The organism is Gordonia paraffinivorans (assembly GCF_900683595.1).
Lineage (GTDB): Bacteria > Actinomycetota > Actinomycetes > Mycobacteriales > Mycobacteriaceae > Gordonia > Gordonia paraffinivorans.
This window is the reverse complement of sequence record NZ_CAACYD010000007.1, coordinates 1,095,916-1,112,889: the sequence shown is the minus strand read 5'-3', so window position 1 is coordinate 1,112,889 and position 16,974 is coordinate 1,095,916. Positions and strand designations below refer to the sequence as shown.

Annotated in this window: 13 protein-coding genes; 3 read left to right on the top strand and 10 right to left on the bottom strand. The window is 67.9% G+C overall.

The window, feature by feature from the left end:
* Positions 1-240 precede the first annotated feature (240 nt).
* Positions 241-1,041, top strand: a complete 801-nt coding sequence (gene mscL, locus E1P53_RS18070) for a large conductance mechanosensitive channel protein MscL (RefSeq protein WP_131735085.1) — start codon at positions 241-243, stop codon at positions 1,039-1,041.
* Between the two features lie 590 nt (positions 1,042-1,631).
* On the opposite strand, the gene E1P53_RS18065 is transcribed toward mscL, so the two are convergent.
* From E1P53_RS18065 to E1P53_RS18035, 7 genes are all read right to left on the bottom strand, one after another.
* Positions 1,632-2,306, bottom strand: a complete 675-nt coding sequence (locus tag E1P53_RS18065; RefSeq protein WP_131735084.1) for an MspA family porin — start codon at positions 2,304-2,306, stop codon at positions 1,632-1,634.
* Between the two features lie 70 nt (positions 2,307-2,376).
* Positions 2,377-3,024: an MspA family porin gene (locus E1P53_RS18060; RefSeq protein ID WP_131735083.1), complete on the bottom strand. Its 648-nt coding sequence runs from the start codon at positions 3,022-3,024 to the stop codon at positions 2,377-2,379.
* Positions 3,025-3,415: 391 nt separating this feature from the next.
* Positions 3,416-3,619, bottom strand: a complete 204-nt coding sequence (locus E1P53_RS18055) for a hypothetical protein (RefSeq protein WP_131735082.1) — start codon at positions 3,617-3,619, stop codon at positions 3,416-3,418.
* A gap of 94 nt (positions 3,620-3,713) precedes the next feature.
* On the bottom strand, positions 3,714-4,382 hold the full coding sequence (locus tag E1P53_RS18050) for a MogA/MoaB family molybdenum cofactor biosynthesis protein (RefSeq protein WP_006898898.1): 669 nt from the start codon (positions 4,380-4,382) through the stop codon (positions 3,714-3,716).
* Between the two features lie 97 nt (positions 4,383-4,479).
* A complete protein-coding gene (locus E1P53_RS18045) occupies positions 4,480-5,967 on the bottom strand; it encodes a S1C family serine protease (protein ID WP_131735081.1) in 1,488 nt (495 codons plus the stop codon).
* Between the two features lie 199 nt (positions 5,968-6,166).
* Positions 6,167-7,645, bottom strand: coding sequence for a HAMP domain-containing sensor histidine kinase (locus E1P53_RS18040; RefSeq protein ID WP_131735080.1), 1,479 nt, complete (start codon positions 7,643-7,645; stop codon positions 6,167-6,169).
* Between the two features lie 74 nt (positions 7,646-7,719).
* Positions 7,720-8,406, bottom strand: coding sequence for a response regulator transcription factor (locus E1P53_RS18035; protein ID WP_006898894.1), 687 nt, complete (start codon positions 8,404-8,406; stop codon positions 7,720-7,722).
* Positions 8,407-8,658: 252 nt separating this feature from the next.
* On the opposite strand from E1P53_RS18035, the gene E1P53_RS18030 reads away from it, so the two are divergent.
* Positions 8,659-12,852, top strand: coding sequence for a bifunctional nitrate reductase/sulfite reductase flavoprotein subunit alpha (locus tag E1P53_RS18030; RefSeq protein WP_131735375.1), 4,194 nt, complete (start codon positions 8,659-8,661; stop codon positions 12,850-12,852).
* 186 nt (positions 12,853-13,038) lie between these two features.
* Here E1P53_RS18030 and E1P53_RS18025 read toward each other — a convergent pair whose 3' ends face one another.
* From E1P53_RS18025 to E1P53_RS18015, 3 genes are read right to left on the bottom strand one after another with little or no spacing between them, the layout of a single operon-like run.
* Complete coding sequence (locus tag E1P53_RS18025) at positions 13,039-13,383, bottom strand: DUF2834 domain-containing protein (protein WP_006898892.1); 345 nt, start codon at positions 13,381-13,383, stop codon at positions 13,039-13,041.
* 59 nt (positions 13,384-13,442) lie between these two features.
* A complete protein-coding gene (locus tag E1P53_RS18020) occupies positions 13,443-15,035 on the bottom strand; it encodes an FAD-dependent oxidoreductase (protein ID WP_131735079.1) in 1,593 nt (530 codons plus the stop codon).
* The gene (locus E1P53_RS18015; RefSeq protein WP_131735078.1) at positions 15,035-15,958 is read right to left on the bottom strand and encodes an AurF N-oxygenase family protein; all 924 of its coding nucleotides are present in this window, start codon (positions 15,956-15,958) and stop codon (positions 15,035-15,037) included. Before E1P53_RS18015 ends, E1P53_RS18020 begins: the two co-directional genes overlap by 1 nt.
* Positions 15,959-16,149: 191 nt before the next feature.
* Between E1P53_RS18015 and E1P53_RS18010 the strand changes: the two genes are divergently transcribed.
* A complete protein-coding gene (locus E1P53_RS18010) occupies positions 16,150-16,920 on the top strand; it encodes an SDR family oxidoreductase (protein ID WP_006898889.1) in 771 nt (256 codons plus the stop codon).
* Positions 16,921-16,974 lie beyond the last annotated feature (54 nt).

The following is a 16,974-nucleotide window of genomic DNA, read 5'->3' as shown; positions in this document are numbered from 1 at the left end:
GCCGAGAGCTGCGCCTCATCTGCCCGGTTCGCCCGAAATCGCCACCGACGACCCTGCAGAAACCAGAGTCGCAGAAACATGTTTCGTCCGCGACACCTGTGGGGATGTGAACCAAATGGATCGCCCCGTTCGCGATCGTGGATAGGGTGGTACGCGTTCGCACAACAAATGTCGGGTTTCGCACCGACCACATGGAATCGCCGAACAAGAGCGGGAATACCTAAGGAGAGGCCGCACACCGTGCTCAAGGGATTCAAGGACTTCATACTGAAGGGCAACGTCGTCGAGCTGGCGACAGCGGTCATCGTCGGCGCGGCGTTCACCGCGATCGTCACCGCCTTCACCGACGGCATCGTCCAGCCGATCATCAACGCCATCCCGGTCGGTAGCGACGCGGCAGAGGGACTCGGCTTCCAGATCACCGACAACGCCTCGACCTTCGTCAACATCGGCAGCGTCATCACCGCGTGCATCAACTTCCTGATCATCGCCGCGGTCGTCTACTTCATCATCATCCTGCCGTACAACAAGCTTTCCGAGCTGGGCGGTTTCGGCAAGAAGGCAGAGGTCACCGAGGTCGCACTGCTCGCCGAGATCCGCGATCTGCTCGATCCCGAGAGCACGTCGAAGGCCAAGGCCGAAGCCGAGAGCGACCTGCCCGACCACCTCAGCGAGCCCTCCGCTCCCGTCGTCGAGAACTACGGTTCGCCGTCGGGCGGCCAAGCGCCGTATGAGGCACCGGGCGGAGCCGGTACGACGCAGCGCATCTCGGCACCGCCGCAGCAGCAGGCCCCCCAGGGCCCGCAGTCGCAGCCCCAGGCCTCGCCGCTGTACAACCCGCCGCAGGGCCAGCCGGGCGGTCCGGGACAGGGCGGTCAGCCGTACCCGACGCCGCAGCCGGCTCCCGGCAGCTACCCGCCGCCCGGTAACTACCCGCCGCCGGGCAACTACCCGCCGCCGGGGTCGCAGAACCCGGGCGAGCAGTACCCGGGTGAGTTCCCCGGGGAGAACCCGGACTCCCCGGGACGCCATTCCCGCTGACATACGAACGACATTCGGCCCCTGCCATCGCGGCAGGGGCCGAATTGTTGTGTGCGTGTTGGGCTCTGGACGGCTTATATCGAAGGCACACGTGCCGTCGTAGAGGCGGTCGTACGCACGACGATCCATCGAATCTGCTGCCCAGCCGCTACTTCACCGACTCGTAGGAGCCGGCTCGCGTTCCCTTCGCTCCGATGCCGCAATGCAACTCGTGTGAGCGGACACCGTCGTCGACGTTCCCGTCGACGTTCCCACGGAGCCACCGCGGCCGAGACGGAAACGCAGGAAGGCCCGACACCTGCCTACGATCCTCCCCACCCCTCCAATCGGCCCGCTCTCCTGGCTTCATCGGACCTGACACCCCTCTGGCACGCGCGTCGGTGCACTTCAGGGCCCGCACGGATTCTGGTGCCCGATCCGTGTGGTCGCGCTGATACGGAAACCCTTGCAAGGGAGCGCGCGGACCTTGCCCCATTGGCTACCGACCCCCTCGTTGCGGACCATGCCCACGATCGCAGAAGCACCGCGGGGCGGGAACCCTTTCGGATTCCCGCCCCGCGGCGGAATGCTGTGAGTTACAGCGGAGTCGATCAGCCGATGCTGAACGGCTTGCCGTACAGGGTGATGACACCCTTGACCGCGTCGGTGCTGACGGTCACCTTGACCTTGGCCTTGGCCGAGGCGTAGCCCGCACAGCCGTCGAGGCCGAACTTCTCCTGGCTGTAGACGACGCCACCCTTCTTGCCCTTGAAGGAGTACGAGTTGACGTGGTAGTTCTCGTAGGCGGTGTCGGTGCCCGAGGTGGTCTCGATGATCGGGAAGTAGGTGGCCTGGCCCGGACCAAGGGTGAAGCCGCCCGACGCGCTTGGCCGACCGGTGTCAGTCCACTTCCACTCCTGCCCGAACTGATTAGACCCTGCTTCGGCTCCCGCACCCCCGCTAGCACCGAAGTTGACCTGGCACCCGACGAGGTAGCCCGCGTTGACCGAGCCACCCTCGGCCTTGCCGCCGACGGTCACCTTGATCTTGCCCGAGAGCCACACCTCGCGGCTGGTCGGCACGTTGGTGACGGCGCGCTGGACGTTGACGTACTCGTCATACAGGGTGACGGTGACCGGGGTGCCGTCGACCAGGGTCCGGGTGACGGTTCCGCCCGGGAGCGGCCCCGCGGTCGCACCTCCGGCGGCGAGGCTGGTCAGCCCCATCGCGACCGCACCGGTCAGCCCGGCCGCCGCAACCACGCGGCGCGTGATGTTCTTCTTCATGATTCCCCTTCGTGGAATGTCCATCTGCGCAGGGCAGATAAGTCAGGAAGTGCTAGTTATCTGCGCCCGCTCAGTTGAGGCTGAAGGGCTGGCCGTAGAGGGTCGACTGGATGAGGGTGCCCTCGCCGTTGACGGTGCCGTCATCGGTGTTGTACCCCTTGGCCCCGATCACCTTGGCAATGGTTCGAGCGGAGGCGAATCCGCCGCACTTCTGGACACTGACCTCGAACTGCGACAGCTGAATGGCAGCCTGTCCACTGTCGGAGAGGTCCTTGTCGGTGACGTCGACAAGCGCCACCTGTCCCGGATTAAGCGGGATGGTGATGGAACCTGCAGAGCTGAACGTCTGGGCGAGGATGTCGACACCCGCGGAGAGCCCGCCCTCAAGACCGGTAATGTCCACCTGGCAACCGACGAGCAGCTTGACGGCGAGGTTGCCGGAGACACCCTTGCTGGCCTTGACCTGGTAGACGCCCGAGACGACAGCGGAACGGCCCGCGCCGTTGTTGGCAACCGACGGGGCCGGGAGTGCGAACTCACCGGTGCGCCACGTCTGGATGGTCTCGCCGTCGACGCCGGTGACCTTCTTGTAGCCGTTGGCGAGCTTCCCCGCCGCGGCGTCACCCGCACCCATACCGGCCACGCCCATGACCGCGGCCGAGGCGATCGCGACCGCGCCGGCGGCGCGACGCAGCCCACGCTTGCTGAACTTGCTCATTCGTTCCCTCTCACAGGATTCGGCTAATACCCCGCGGTGTGCGTTCACACCCGCAGTCGTGACCCTCGACGTCGATGGGTTTCCAGAGAGCACCCGCTCAGCAAGTGCTCACACTCGTCTCAGCGGACGTTCAGAATCCATCGCATTCCTGGTCGCTGCTGCGTTGCCACTCGCGACAGTTCGCAGGACTTCACTCGACTCCCCGTCACTGGGGCGCCGCGCGTTGTCGAGGCGAACGTTATCGGAGTGATCTCAGGACGGGCAACAGCTGGACTCAGCCGTGTCACAATGCAAAAACGCGGGATGACAAATCAGCAATTCGCTATCGATCGCCGCCGGAAAGTTAACGACAGATAAACACCCTGATGTTCATAGGTGCGGGCGGCACCGCTCACTCGTAATGAGGGGGCCGCTGGGCCTCCAACCAATCCTGAGAAACCCCTTTGTGATCTTTCCCACACTCATCCCGGGTGACCTCGGGAAGGTCGTCCCCGAAGATCGCATCGAGCTTCCGACGACGGGCGGCCCGGCGCGCAGCGGCGTCGCCTCCGCTGTTCATCGCGGTTTCGGCGTTGTCGTCAGAATCGGCGGACATGCCTGCCCTCCCCGCCCTTCTGTCGGACGACCGTCCCATTTTGGGGCCAATTCGGTCCGGGAAATCGGACCGGGCCGTGACGCCCACTCCACCATCAGAATTCGCTGATCGACTCGATCACATACCGTGCGAGCGGTGCGACGGTGGCCATTCCGTCTCGCACGGCCGCACGCGAATCCGCGAGATTCACCACCAGGGTCTGCCCGGAAATTCCCGCCAGGCCGCGTGAAAGGCCGCCGTCGGTCGCGCCTGCGGCCAGTCCCGAGCTCCGCACGGCCTCCTCGATGCCGCGGAGCCTGCGGTCCAGGAGCGGTTCGGTGGCCTCCGGGGTCACGTCGCGGGCACCGACTCCCACGCCCCCGACGGAGATCACCAGGTCCACTCCCCCGATCACCGCGGTGTTGAGCGCGTTGCGGATCTCCACCTCGTCGCTGGAGACGACGACCGCCGCGTCGACGTGGAATCCGGCCTCGGCGAGCAACTCGCCCACGAGCGGGCCCAGATGACGCTGGTCGTCACCGTGAGCCGCCTCGTCGTCGACCAACACGACCAGGGCCCGTCCGATCTCCTCGCCCTCCGGACTCCGAGACGCCTTCTCGTGGCGGGCCACGAACTCCCGTGCGGCGGCGTCGGCGGCGACCACGTCGGCCGGGTCCACCTGGCCCGGATCGCCTGCCAGTCGCACGTCCAGGGACGCTTCGGTCTCCGCTTCATCGCCGGGGAGGCCGGTGTTTCCGGTGACCGGGGATCCGGTGTCAGACATGACAGGACCTTTCTGTGTCGGTGTGCCGCCCGATCGACGGGCGATCATGTCGCGTGTTCAGTTGTTCTGCGAAGACGGGCGGCCTGTCGGTCGTGCGTCACCTCACCTCGAGGGTGCCCAGCTTCACCTGCACGGTCTTGGTCTGTCCGCCGTCGACGTAGGTGACCGACACGGTGTCGCCCGGCGCATGCGAGCGGACCGCCGCCACGAGTGCGTCGCCGGACTGGATCGGCCGGTCGTCGACCTTGGTGATGACCGCGTTCTTGGGAATGCCGGCCGTGGCCGCGGGTCCGCCCTGCGTCACGTCGGTCACGAGAGCGCCCGGGGTCGCGGCATCGCTGCTGGGCCGCACCGAGACCCCGATGTTGGCGTGGCTGGCCTTTCCGGTGGTCTCGAGCTGCTTGGCGACGCGGATCGCCTGGTCGATCGGGATGGCGAAGCCCAGCCCGATGCTGCCGCCGGACTGGTCCTGGCCGCCGCCGAGGGTGGCGATGGCGGTGTTGATGCCGATCAGGGCGCCCTTGGCGTTCACCAGTGCGCCGCCCGAGTTGCCGGGGTTGATCGCCGCGTCGGTCTGGATCGCGTCGATCACCGAGGTGGTGTTGGTGCCGGGGTCGCGGGAGGTGAGGACCGGCCGGTTGAGCGCCGAGATGATGCCGGTCGTGACGGTGCCGGCGAGACCCAGCGGCGAACCGACGGCGATGACGTCCTGGCCCACGGCGAGGTTGTTGGAGTTGCCGACGGTGATCGGCGTCAGGTCGTCGCGCTCGACCTTGAGGACCGCGATGTCGGAGATGGGGTCGGCGCCGAGCACGCGGGCCTGCGCGAACGAGCCATCGGAGAAGCTCACCAAGACCTTCGACGCCGGGGCGTTGCCGCCGGCGCTGACCACGTGGTTGTTGGTCATGATGACGCCGTCCTTGGTGAGCACGACGCCCGAGCCGGAACCGAGCGCACCACCCGAGGCCACCTCGATCGACACGACGGACGGCAGCACCTTCGCCGCGACCTCCTGCACCGAGCCGGCCGGCGCCTGGACGGGTTCGGAGTCGCCGTTGGCCTTCGGGTCGCCGCCGAGAGGACCGGCGGTGATGCTGCTCGACGATCCTCCCGAACCGTCGGCGAGGTTGTAGCCGACCGCGCCTCCGACACCGCCGGCCACGAGGGCGAGGACGAGCGCTCCCACACCGACGGCGGCGAGCTTGCCGCCGTTACCGCTCTTCTTCGGCGGCTGGGACGTCATGTCGTCGCCGGGGCCGCCGAATCCCTGCTGACCACCGGGCTGCGAACCGAACGCCGCCGGACCGGGTTGACCATAGCTGCCACCGGGCTGCCCATAGGGTGCCTGGGGGAACTGACTGGTGCCGTGCGCGCCGTAGGCCGCGGTCGGGGCACCACTGCCGGAGAACCCGGGCCCACCGCTCTGCGTGGGAAACGATCCGGAGGCCGGTCCGGGCTGATGATGCGTCGGTCCATGGTGTTGGGCTGCGGGCTGATCGGCACCGTGCTGGTTACCCCCGTACTGGTTGCCCTCGTACTGATTGCCCCCGTACGGACCGCCACCCTGCGAACCGCCAGTCGTCATCTGAGTCTCTTCCTCGTTCGTCCTCGCCGGCCACCGCCGGCGCTCGTCACACTGCCCGGCCGCGGCCGGGCAGTCGGCTTACCCGATCAGCGCCTCTGATCAACCCTATGTGATCGCCCACCAGGTCACACCGGTTGATCACACAGCCCCCGGGGCCGCCGCCCGCCGACGGTGACCTGCCGGTGCAGGCGCCTCACCATTACTGACGAATCACCTGTGGAGATGGTTCCGCGGGAGTTGCCCGGCCCGGCAGTGTCATTCGGATGAGCGCGCCTCCGGTCGGCGACTCGTCGGCCTCGACGTGGCCATCGTGGCGCTCCACCACCTGACGCACGATCGCGAGCCCGAGCCCGGACCCCGGCATCGACCTCGACTGGGTGGACCGGTAGAAGCGCTCGAACACCAGACCGCGGTCCTCCTCGGGGATTCCGGGACCCGAGTCGGCGACGGTGAATTCCGCGGTCGACATGCCGACCTGCGTCAGCGCGACCTTCACCGTCTTGCCCGGCGGACTCCACTTGGCGGCGTTGTCCAGGATGTTGAGCACCGCCCGCGACAGGCCGTGCTGCTCGCCGAAGACGTACCAGGGCGTCAGGTCGACCTCGAACTCCACGTCGTTGCGCCGGCGCCGAACCCGCTCCAGCGCCTGCTCGATGATCTCGGTGAGCTCGACCTCCTCGTACACCACCTCGGGCGCGTCCTCGCGGGCGAGGTCGACGAGATCCCCCACCAGCGTGGACAATTCCTCGATCTGCGCCATGACGTCGGCGCGCAGGTCGGCCATGTCCTCCTCCGGCACGGCCGGCGCCCCGGGGCGACTGGCCGCGATGAGGAGCTCGAGGTTGGTGCGCAGGGAGGTCAACGGGGTTCGCAGTTCGTGTCCGGCGTCGGCGACGAGTCGCGCCTGCCGATCGCGGGATTCGGCCAGCGCCCGCAACATCGCGTTGAAACTCGCGGTGAGGTTGGCGAGTTCGTCGTTGCCGGTGACCGGGATCGGCGTCAGATCGTTGGTGCGCGCGACCCGTTCGACCGCCCGATTCAGTCTCGCCACCGGACGCAGGCCCGCCCGCGCCACGGTGGTTCCGGCGAGCGCCGCCAAAGCGACTCCGCCGCAACCCACCACGAGCAGCACCCAGGCCAGGCGTTTGAGCACCCGGTCGGTCTGCACGAGACTCTGCGCGAGCACGAGGGTGTTGCCGTCGTCGAGTTTGCGCGTGAGGACGCGCTGGTTGCGGGTGGTGCGCAGACTCTGCAGATTCGACCCCGGCACCGACGGCGCCCGGACGATGTCGCGTTCGGGGTCCTCGAACGGCACCTGCCCGATGAGATAGGTCTGACCGCTCGGCGTCACCAGCGCCACGGAGATGTTGGTGGAGAACACCGTTCCGGCGACGAGTTGCTCGGGCTGGCTGCGCAGGACCCCGGCCCGGGCCAGCGCCGCCATGCCGTCGGCACGGCTCTCGAGCTGCTGGTCGACCTCGTTGTACATCGCGCGATAGACCACGAAGTACGCCGCGGCCGCCATCAGGCTCACCGACACGAGGACGACGGTCGCCGACAGGAGCGTGACGCGGGCCCGCAACGAGACCGCCCGCGTCAGCGGCATCGGTGCGCGCATCTCCTTCTCCCCCGCCGCGGCGGACTCCCCGACCAGGGTCCGGGTGGGGTTCTCCCGCATCCGCGAGAACCACGAGCCCCGCGTCGTGGCCGACTGCGGAGTCGTCGAGGAGTTCGAGTCCGTGCCCGTCGACACTAGGGCGGGGTCTCCCGGAGCACGTATCCGACGCCGCGGACGGTGTGGATCAGGCGCGGTTCGCCGTCGGCCTCGGTCTTGCGACGCAGATAGCCGACGTAGACCTCCAAGGCGTTGCCCGACGTCGGGAAGTCGTAGCCCCAGACCTCCTCGAGGATGCGGCTGCGCGAGAGCACCCGGCGCGGGTTCGACATCAGCATCTCGAGAAGCGCGAACTCGGTCCGGGTGAGACTGATCGGCCGGTCGCCGCGACTGACGTCACGGGTCACCGGGTCGAGCGAGAGGTCGGCGAAGGTCAGCGTCTCCGAATCCGCGTCGTCGTCGGGCGCGGCGCGGCGCAACAGCGCACGCAAGCGGGCCAGCAACTCCTCGAGCGCAAACGGTTTCGGCAGGTAGTCGTCGGCCCCGGCGTCGAGGCCGCTGACCCGCTCGGACACCGAATCCCGGGCGGTCAGCACCAGGATCGGCAGGTCGTCTCCGGCCGAGCGCAGGCGCCGGCACACCTCGAGGCCGTCGAGGCGGGGCATCATCACGTCCAGGATGACGACGTCGGGCCGGTCGGCGAGGATCTTCTCCAATGCCTCGATGCCGTCGTTCGCGGTCTCGACCGTGTAGCCGTTGAACGTCAGCGACCGTCGCAACGACTCCCGGACCGCCCGGTCGTCATCAACCACGAGGATGCGCATGGCATACAGTCTTATCCACCTCGGCTGAGATCCGCCTGAGCAACGCCGCAGATCCGGCTCATCCCGTCCCGGAATTCGCCGCAAGCTGCGATTTTCCGCCCTTCACACCGGTGATCGGCCCCTGTGAGATCAAGTTGACCGCTGCGTAACCCCCACCTACGGGTCGGGAAACATCCCGCTTCGACGCTGGAGGACGTGACAGTCTCTCCCCCGATGCGCCCCGTCGTGCCCCGACCGGTCTCCCGGTCGGTCATGTCCCTGTGTGCCTACTGCGGTGTGGGTTGCGGCATGGAGCTGAAGGTCGACGACTCCGGCATCACCAAGACCGTCGGCCGGGCCGACCACCCGACCAACTTCGGCAGGCTGTGCACCAAGGGATCGACGACCGCCGACATGTTGGCCGCCGGCGGCCGCCTCGACGCGCCACTCGTCCGTGACGACCGCGGCGGCGAGCTGCGCCGCGGCGATCTCGACGCCGTCATCACCGGCACCGCCCGCCGGCTGCGGTCGATCATCGACGAGCACGGGCCCGATGCGGTCGCCCTGTACGTGTCCGGGCAGATGTCGCTCGAGGCGCAGTACCTGTCGAACAAGCTGGCCAAGGGGTTCATCGGGACCAACCAGATCGAGTCGAACTCGCGCCTGTGCATGGCGAGCGCCGGAACCGGATACAAGCTGTCGCTGGGCTCCGACGGCCCGCCCGGTTCCTATCAGGACTTCGACCACGCCGACGTCTTCCTGGTCATCGGCTCGAACATGGCCGACTGCCACCCGATCCTGTTCCTGCGGATGATGGACCGGGTCAAGGCCGGCGCCGTGCTGATCGTCGTCGATCCGCGGCGCACCGCGACCGCGGACAAGGCCGACCTGTTCCTGCAGATCAAGCCCGGCACCGACCTCGCCCTCCTCAACGGGCTGCTGCACCTGCTGATCACCGGCGGTTACACCGACGACGAGTTCATCGCGTCGTACACCGATGGTTTCGAGCAGATGCCGGAGTTCGCGGCGCAGTATCCGCCGGAGGTCGTCGAGACCATCACCGGCATTCCCGCCGACGACCTGCGGGCGGCTGCGCGCATGATCGGTGAAGCCGGCAACTGGATGAGCTGCTGGACGATGGGGCTCAACCAGTCGACGCACGGAACGTGGAACACCAACGCGCTCATCAATCTCCATCTCGCGACCGACGCGATCTGCCGGCTCGGCAGTGGCCCGTTCTCGCTGACCGGCCAGCCGAATGCGATGGGCGGCCGCGAGATGGGCTACATGGGACCCGGGTTGCCGGGACAGCGGTCGGTGCTGTCGGATGCCGATCGGGCGTTCGTCGAGAAGGTGTGGGGCCTGCCGGCCGGAACGCTGCGCACCGAGGTCGGCGGAGGCACCGTCGACATGTTCCGCAGGATGGCCGACGGCGAGATCAAGGCGGCGTGGATCATCTGCACCAATCCCGTTGCATCGGTGGCGAATCGGAAGACCGTCATCCAGGGGCTCGAACGCGCCGAACTGGTCGTCACCCAGGATGCGTTCGCCGACACCGAGACCAACCAGTACGCCGACGTGGTGCTGCCCGCGGCGCTGTGGTCGGAGTCCTCCGGGGTCATGGTGAACTCCGAACGCACTTTGACGCTGTTCGAACCCGCCCTCGACGCGCCGGGGCAGGCGATCCCGGACTGGCAGATCATCGCGCGCATCGCGTCGGAGATGGGTTACGCCGACGCGTTCGACTATTCCAGCGCGGAGGAGATCTTCGCCGAGATCAAGCAGTTCGCCAATCCCGCAACGGGTTACGACCTGCGCGGCGTCACCTACGAGCGGCTGCGCCGGACGCCGATGCAGTGGCCGTGCCCGCCGGTCGGCGACGCCACCGATCTCGCGGAATCCGTCGCGCGCAACCCGATCCGCTACCTCAACGACGGCCGGAGCCAGACGCTGCATCGTCTCGACGACGGTTCGGTTCCCAGGCTGGCGTTCGCGACGGCCAACCGCCGTGCCCAGTTCTTCGCGCGGCCGCACATCGACGCCGCGGAGATGCCCGACGCCGACTACCCGTTCCTGCTGAACACCGGCCGCCTCCCCCATCAGTGGCACACGATGACCAAGACCGGTCGGGTCGCCAAGCTGAACAAGCTCGATCCGGGGCCGTTCGTGGAGATCCATCCCCTCGACGCACAGGATCTCGGCATCTCCTCGAAGGACAAGGTCGAGATGGCGTCGCGACGGGGCCGGGCGGTGCTGCCGGCCAGGGTGTCCGATCGCGTGCGCCCGGGCAACTGCTTCGTGCCGTTCCACTGGAACGACGTCTTCGGGGAGCATCTCGCGATCAACGCGGTCACCTCCGACGCGATCGACCCGCTGTCCCAGCAACCCGAGTTCAAGGTGTGTGCCGTGACCCTCACCAAGGTGGCGGGCAGCGATCGCGCCGAGCCGCCGACGCCCGACGCCGCGGCGGCGGGATTGGCCGCCGCGCTCGGTGTTTCCGATGTCGCCGCGCCGGAGCTCACCTCGTCCGAGCGGGTGTACCTGGCCGGACTCGCGACGGGCGCGTCGGCGGCTGCGGGAACGGCCGGTGTGCCGTCGGTCCCGGGCGATGCGCCGCTTCGGCCCGACGTCCGGCTGTGGGTGTCGGGGTTGCTGGCCGGGATGTTCTCCCGGCCGGAGACCGCTGCGGCGTCACGGCCGGAGACCGCTGCGGCGTCACGGTCGGAGACCGTTGCGGCGTCCCGGTCGGAGACCGTTGCGGCGCCTGCGACCGGCTCAGGTGACGCACCCGCCGATCCCGGGGACGTCGAGGCACCCGCCGACACGATCACCGTGCTGTGGGCGTCGCAGATGGGCAACGCCGAGGATCTGGCCACCGAGACCGCCGAGCGGATGAGGGCCATCGGCCTTCGGGTCGCCGCGAAGGCGATGGACGAGGTCGACGTGAGTCGGCTGCGGGGCACCGCGCTGTTCGTCACGTCGACCACCGGTGACGGTGATCCTCCGGACAACGGCTCCGCGTTCTGGGACGCCCTCAACTCGGCCGACGCCCCGGACCTGTCCGGCGTCGACTTCGCGGTGCTCGCCCTCGGCGACTCGAACTACGACGACTTCTGCGGCCACGGCCGCAAGCTCGACGAGCGTATCGGCGAGCTCGGGGGTCGTCGGCTCCTGGACCGGGTCGAATGCGAACCCGACTTCGAGCAGAAGGCCGGCGGCTGGCTCGACGAGGTCATCCGCACGATCAGCATGAAGAACGCTGCGCCCACGACCGGGGTGACCGGGGACCGGGTCACCGTCGTGAGCGAACCCGCGGATTCGGCGGCCGCCCCGTCTGTGCGCACCGCATCGGCCTACTCGCGGAAGAACCCACTGGTCACCGAGCTGGTGCGGAACGTGAAGCTGAACGCGCCGGGATCGCAGAAGGACGTGCGCAACCTCGGTTTCCGGCTCCCGGCGGGCACCCTGGGCTACAAGACCGGCGATGCGCTGGGCGTGTGGCCGCTGAACAACCCGGCGCTGATCGGGAAGTTCCTCGACCACACCGGACTCGACGGAGGCGAGACCGTCACCATCGGCGGCAACCCGATGCCGCTGTACCGGGCGCTGCGCGAGCGGCTCGAATTCGCCCGTGTCACACCCGATTTGGTGCGGTTCATCGCCGAACGATCGGGAGCCGACGAACTCGAGGGGCTCGTCGCGCCCGGCAACAAGGGAGTCTTCGACGAATGGTCCTGGGGACGGCAATCGGTGGACGTGCTGGCCGATCATCCGATCCGCGCCGACCTCGAGGAGTGGATGACCGTCCTCAAACCGCTTGCGCCGCGCTCGTACTCGATCTCGTCGAGCCCGCTGGAACGCCCCGACGAGGTGCAGTTGACGGTCGCGGCGGTGCGCTACAACCGCAACGGAATCCAGCGTGGCGGCGTGTGCTGGACATTCCTCGCCGACCGTGCCGAGGACGCCGGGGTCGGGGTGTTCGTCACCTCCACCACGCACTTCCGTCCGCCGGCCGATCCCGACACCCCGATGATCATGATCGGCCCCGGCACCGGCATCGCGCCGTTCCGCGCCTTCCTGCGCGAACGGGAGGCACTGGGCCACAACGGGAAGAACTGGCTGTTCTTCGGCGAGCAGCACTCGGCCACGGATTTCTACTACCGCGACGAGCTCACCACGATGCTCAGCGACGGCGTGCTGACCCGCCTCGACGTCGCGTTCTCGCGTGACCAGGACCGCAAGATCTACGTGCAGGACCGCATGCTCGAGCACGGCAAGGAGCTGTACGAATGGCTCCACGACGGCGCTCACGTCTACGTCTGCGGCGACGCGACCCGGATGGCGAAGGACGTCGACGCGACGCTGAAGGGCATTGTCGCGCAGCACGGCCGCCGATCACCGTCGAGCGCCGAGGCCTATGTGAAGGCCCTCGCGGCGGACAAGCGATATGTGCGGGACGTGTACTGACCCGACGCTCGCCTCCGACCGGCGTCGGTGTGCCGCCCGCGCACGGCCGGACCGAGCGCGCGGTCGGCCATCAGCAGCGGGAGCACGGGTATACGGTTCACCCTGGGAACCCAACCGGGTGCTGTGCGCCCGGCCACACGTCGATGTCGGCCGATCGAACGGACGGCACACACCCCGGACGACGGATCATCTGCCGACCGCCCGCTCCCGTGCGTAGAAGAAGAACGGGATGGCGGTGCCGATGCCCACGCCGAAGGTGAGCACCACCGAGGCGATCCACCAGCCGACGATGCGCAGCCGCCTCGCCTCACCGAACGCCCACAGGTGGAACCCGATGACCACGAACAGCAGGTCGACCATCGCGAAGCGTCCGGGCGTGGACTTCATGATGTCCCCGACGAAGAAGTCCTTCACCGACGCCGGCCCGTTGCGCCGGACGTACGGGATCGCGATCGCGTTCTGCGACACCAGTGCGGTCAGGAACACGGCGAACAGCGAACGCTCACGCCACTTCCGATCCGGTTCTGTCATCGGCCCTCCTCGACAATCGTTGCGAGAACACCGATCGTGACACGAGGAGGGTCGGCGGATCAGGCCTTTCGCCACCCGGCGGCGCCGACCATCTCGGCGACCCGGGTGAACTTCACCCGCGGACGCCCCTGCTCCTGGCCCCGCCGGCGTTCCTTGCGGTCGATGGCACGCACACCTCGGTAGCCGATGACCGTGCGGACACGCTTGCGCACGAGGGCCGGGAACTCCGACGCCTCACGTGCGGTGCGCCGCAACCGGCCGGCCGCGGCGTCGTCGATGAAGTCCTCGACGGTCTGGATCGCGCACTGCTTGTTGGCGCCGATCCCGCCGCTGGGGCCTCTCTTGGCCCAGCCCAGAACGTATGCGCCCGGCACGATCTCGCCCCGCTCGTCGAGCAGGCGGCCGTTGTCGTTGGGGAAGACGCCGCGCTCGTCGTCGAAGGCCAGACCCGGGATCGGGGTGGACCGGTAGCCGATGGAGCGCACCACGAGATCGGTGGCGATGTGCCGGCGCCCCTCGCCGGTCCGGACCGTGACGGCCTCGACCTCCGGTCCGCCGACGATCTCCTCCGGCGCACTGTGGAAGAGGAACACGATGCGGCGCCGGTCGGGGTCCGCCGGTTCGGTGAACGACGGGAGCTCGGAGTCGAGACCGTCGTACACCTCGACGTCGACGCCCGGGATCTCCGACAGCGCACGGAATTCCGCGGCGGTGTAGGCGGCGGACGCCTGGTCGCGGCGCCCGAGGAGGATCACCTCGTGCACGTTCTGCTCGCGCAGGATCGCGAGCGCACGGTCGGCGATGTCGGTGGTGGCCAGCAACTCCGGTGGCGAGACCAGGATGCGGGCGACGTCGAGCGCCACGTTGCCGGTGCCGACGACGACCGCGCGGCCGGTCGCCGGATCATCGGGCGTCCCCCGCCGCAACGGCGGCCCCTCGTCGACGCCGGGGACGGCGTTGTACCAGGCCACGAGTTCGGTTGCCGAGGTCGAACCCGGCAGGTCCTCGCCCGGGATGCCCAGGCGCCGGGACTCGCTCGCGCCGACCGCGTAGAACACGGCGTCGAAGTGGTCGGCGAGTTCGGCCGGGGTGATCTCGCCGGGCCCGTCGCCGATGGTCACGTTCGTCATCATCGTCACGCGCGGGTCGCGGTAGAGCAGGTCGAAGCCGCGCAGGACGTTCTTGGTCCCGGGATGATCCGGCGCGACACCGGCACGCACGAGACCGCCGGGCGTGGGCAGCCTGTCGATGACGGTGATGTGCGCTTCGGTGCGGTCGAGGAGCGTGCGCAGTGCGTACCCGCCCGACGGGCCGGTGCCAACCAGCGCAACCCGCAGTCCCGCAGGGAGTTTCGGGATCTCGGGGTAGGTGACCGGCGACCACCCCGACCGGATGTCGGGGTTGTTCTTGTAGTAGTCGGCATTGATGTCGATGAACACCTTGTCGCGCGCACCGAGCTTGTCGGCCGGATAGATCGCGTCGACGGGACACGCATCCGCGCAGGCGCCGCAGTCGATGCAGGCCTCGGGATCGATGTGCAGGATGTCGGAGCTGCCGAAGCCGCGTTCCTCTGGTGTCGGATGGATGCAGTTGACCGGACAGACCGAGACGCACGCGGCGTCGCTGCAACACGACTGGGTGATGACGAACATCAGAGCATGTGGGCTTTCCGGTAGTACCGCATCGCGGGCTTGGTGAGCAGACCGACCTCGTCGAGGAACTCCATGAGATGGACGCAGCTGCTGCGGATCATCGAGTGGAAGTGGGAGTTGTGTCGCATCTCGCGGACCGCACGGTCGACGTCGAGCCCGGCGTCGGCGAATGCCTTGGGCTGCACCAGGCTCGTCACGATGAAGTAGGCGCCGATCGCCACGCTCAGCGCGCTGAACTGGCGTCGTGCCCAACTGACGCCCCGCAACGACTCACGCACCTCCTCGCGAGCGAAGCGCATGTGTCGCGACTCCTCGAGGACGTGGATCTCGTTGACGGTGCGGATGAAGTCGAGCACACGGTCGTCGCGCATGCATCCGCGTTGGAAGACGTCGAGAACCTCCTCGGCGACCAGGATTCCCGCGTATGCGACCTCGTTCTTGGCGGTCTGCATGAAGATCTTGCCGAGACGCGCGACCTTCTTCGACGGCCGGTAGGACGTGCCGACCATCTTCTCCGAGGCCTTGGCGAACATCAGCGAGTGCCGGCACTCGTCGGCGATCTCGGTGAGGGCGAACTGAAACTCCGAGCCGTGGTAGTCCCCGAGGTACTGATCGCGGATGACCATCTCCTGCAGGATCATCTCGAACCAGATCCCGATGTTCATGATCGACGCGAACTCGTGGCGGGTCACCGCGATGCGCTGCTCCTCGGTGAGCTCGTCCCAGTAGTCGGTGCCGTAGAGCGAGGACCATTCCGGGCTGCACCCGTACTTGGTGGGGTCCATCGGCTCGGACCAGTCGATCTCGGTCATCGCGTTGCGGGAAAGGCGGGCGGCCGAGGCGAGCAGCCTCGCCGAGACCTCCTCGGTGCCCTCGTCGCGCATGCTGATCACGTTGTCGGTTCGTTCCATCGCAGCAGTCATGCGATCTCGCCTCCCGGTCGCTTTCGACCATGACAATGATTGATGTAATGACAATGTGTGTTGTCAAGATAGCACCGCGGCGTGACGCAGTAAACGAATCGCCGAATATACTGGCGAGTAAGTTCGGGGCGCGGCCGATTTCCGCAGCTCAGCGCCGCCGAAACCACCGAGATCAGCACCTGGGGGTTCGCATGTCTTCCATCTTCATAACCGGCGGAGCAGCCGGGATCGGCCTGGCGACCGCCGAGAGGTTCGGCCGCGAGGGGTGGACCGTAGGCGTGTACGACGTCGACACCGACGCTCTCGCCAAGGTCAAGGCCGACCACCCCGACTGGATCACCGGCACCCTCGACGTGCGCGACGCCGACCAGTGGGACGCCGCACTCGAGGAGTTCACGTCCCACACCGGCGGCACCCTCGACGTCCTCGACAACAACGCCGGCATCCTGCACGAGGGGCGCCTCGACGAGATCACGCCGGATCAGATCCGCCGCCAGATCGACATCGACGCACTCGGCGTCGCGCTCGGCGCGCGCGCCGCGCACCCGTACCTGAAGAAGACGCCCGGCGCGCACCTGGTGAACATCGCGTCGGCGTCGGCGATCTACGGCCAACCCGGCATCGCCGTCTACTCGGCCACCAAGTTCTTCGTCGCCGGGCTCACCGAGGCCCTCGAACTCGAGTGGGAGCATGACGACATCCGCGTCGTCAGCATCTGGCCGCTGTGGGCCAAGACCGCCCTGGCGGCCGAGGGTGCGAAGTCGACGAAGACCCTCGGCATCCGGATCACGCCCGAGCAGGTCGCCGACAAGGTCTGGGAGTCGGTGCACCCCACGCTCCAGGACAAGCTGCTGCACCGCACCAGCTACTCGGTCGGCACGCAGACCCTGGTGCTCGGCAACGCCGCGAAGTTCATCCCGAACTTCCTCAACCGGACCGTCAACAAGTTCATCGCCCAGTAGTCGCCCGGCAAACCCACCCTCTTCGGACAGAACCTCACCTGCGACCGGTGGTGA

Excerpts from the sequence above, each read along its gene's own strand:
- E1P53_RS18065 (WP_131735084.1), bottom strand. The coding sequence starts at position 2,306 with ATGAAGAAGAACATCACGCGCCGCGTGGTTGCGGCGGCCGGGCTGACC.
- E1P53_RS18060 (WP_131735083.1), bottom strand. The coding sequence starts at position 3,024 with ATGAGCAAGTTCAGCAAGCGTGGGCTGCGTCGCGCCGCCGGCGCGGTC.
- E1P53_RS18055 (WP_131735082.1), bottom strand. The coding sequence starts at position 3,619 with ATGTCCGCCGATTCTGACGACAACGCCGAAACCGCGATGAACAGCGGA.
- E1P53_RS18050 (WP_006898898.1), bottom strand. The coding sequence starts at position 4,382 with ATGTCTGACACCGGATCCCCGGTCACCGGAAACACCGGCCTCCCCGGC.
- E1P53_RS18045 (WP_131735081.1), bottom strand. The coding sequence starts at position 5,967 with ATGACGACTGGCGGTTCGCAGGGTGGCGGTCCGTACGGGGGCAATCAG.
- E1P53_RS18040 (WP_131735080.1), bottom strand. The coding sequence starts at position 7,645 with ATGCGGGAGAACCCCACCCGGACCCTGGTCGGGGAGTCCGCCGCGGCG.
- E1P53_RS18035 (WP_006898894.1), bottom strand. The coding sequence starts at position 8,406 with ATGCGCATCCTCGTGGTTGATGACGACCGGGCGGTCCGGGAGTCGTTG.
- E1P53_RS18030 (WP_131735375.1), top strand. The coding sequence starts at position 8,659 with ATGTCCCTGTGTGCCTACTGCGGTGTGGGTTGCGGCATGGAGCTGAAG.
- E1P53_RS18025 (WP_006898892.1), bottom strand. The coding sequence starts at position 13,383 with ATGACAGAACCGGATCGGAAGTGGCGTGAGCGTTCGCTGTTCGCCGTG.
- E1P53_RS18020 (WP_131735079.1), bottom strand. The coding sequence starts at position 15,035 with ATGTTCGTCATCACCCAGTCGTGTTGCAGCGACGCCGCGTGCGTCTCG.
- E1P53_RS18015 (WP_131735078.1), bottom strand. The coding sequence starts at position 15,958 with ATGACTGCTGCGATGGAACGAACCGACAACGTGATCAGCATGCGCGAC.
- E1P53_RS18010 (WP_006898889.1), top strand. The coding sequence starts at position 16,150 with ATGTCTTCCATCTTCATAACCGGCGGAGCAGCCGGGATCGGCCTGGCG.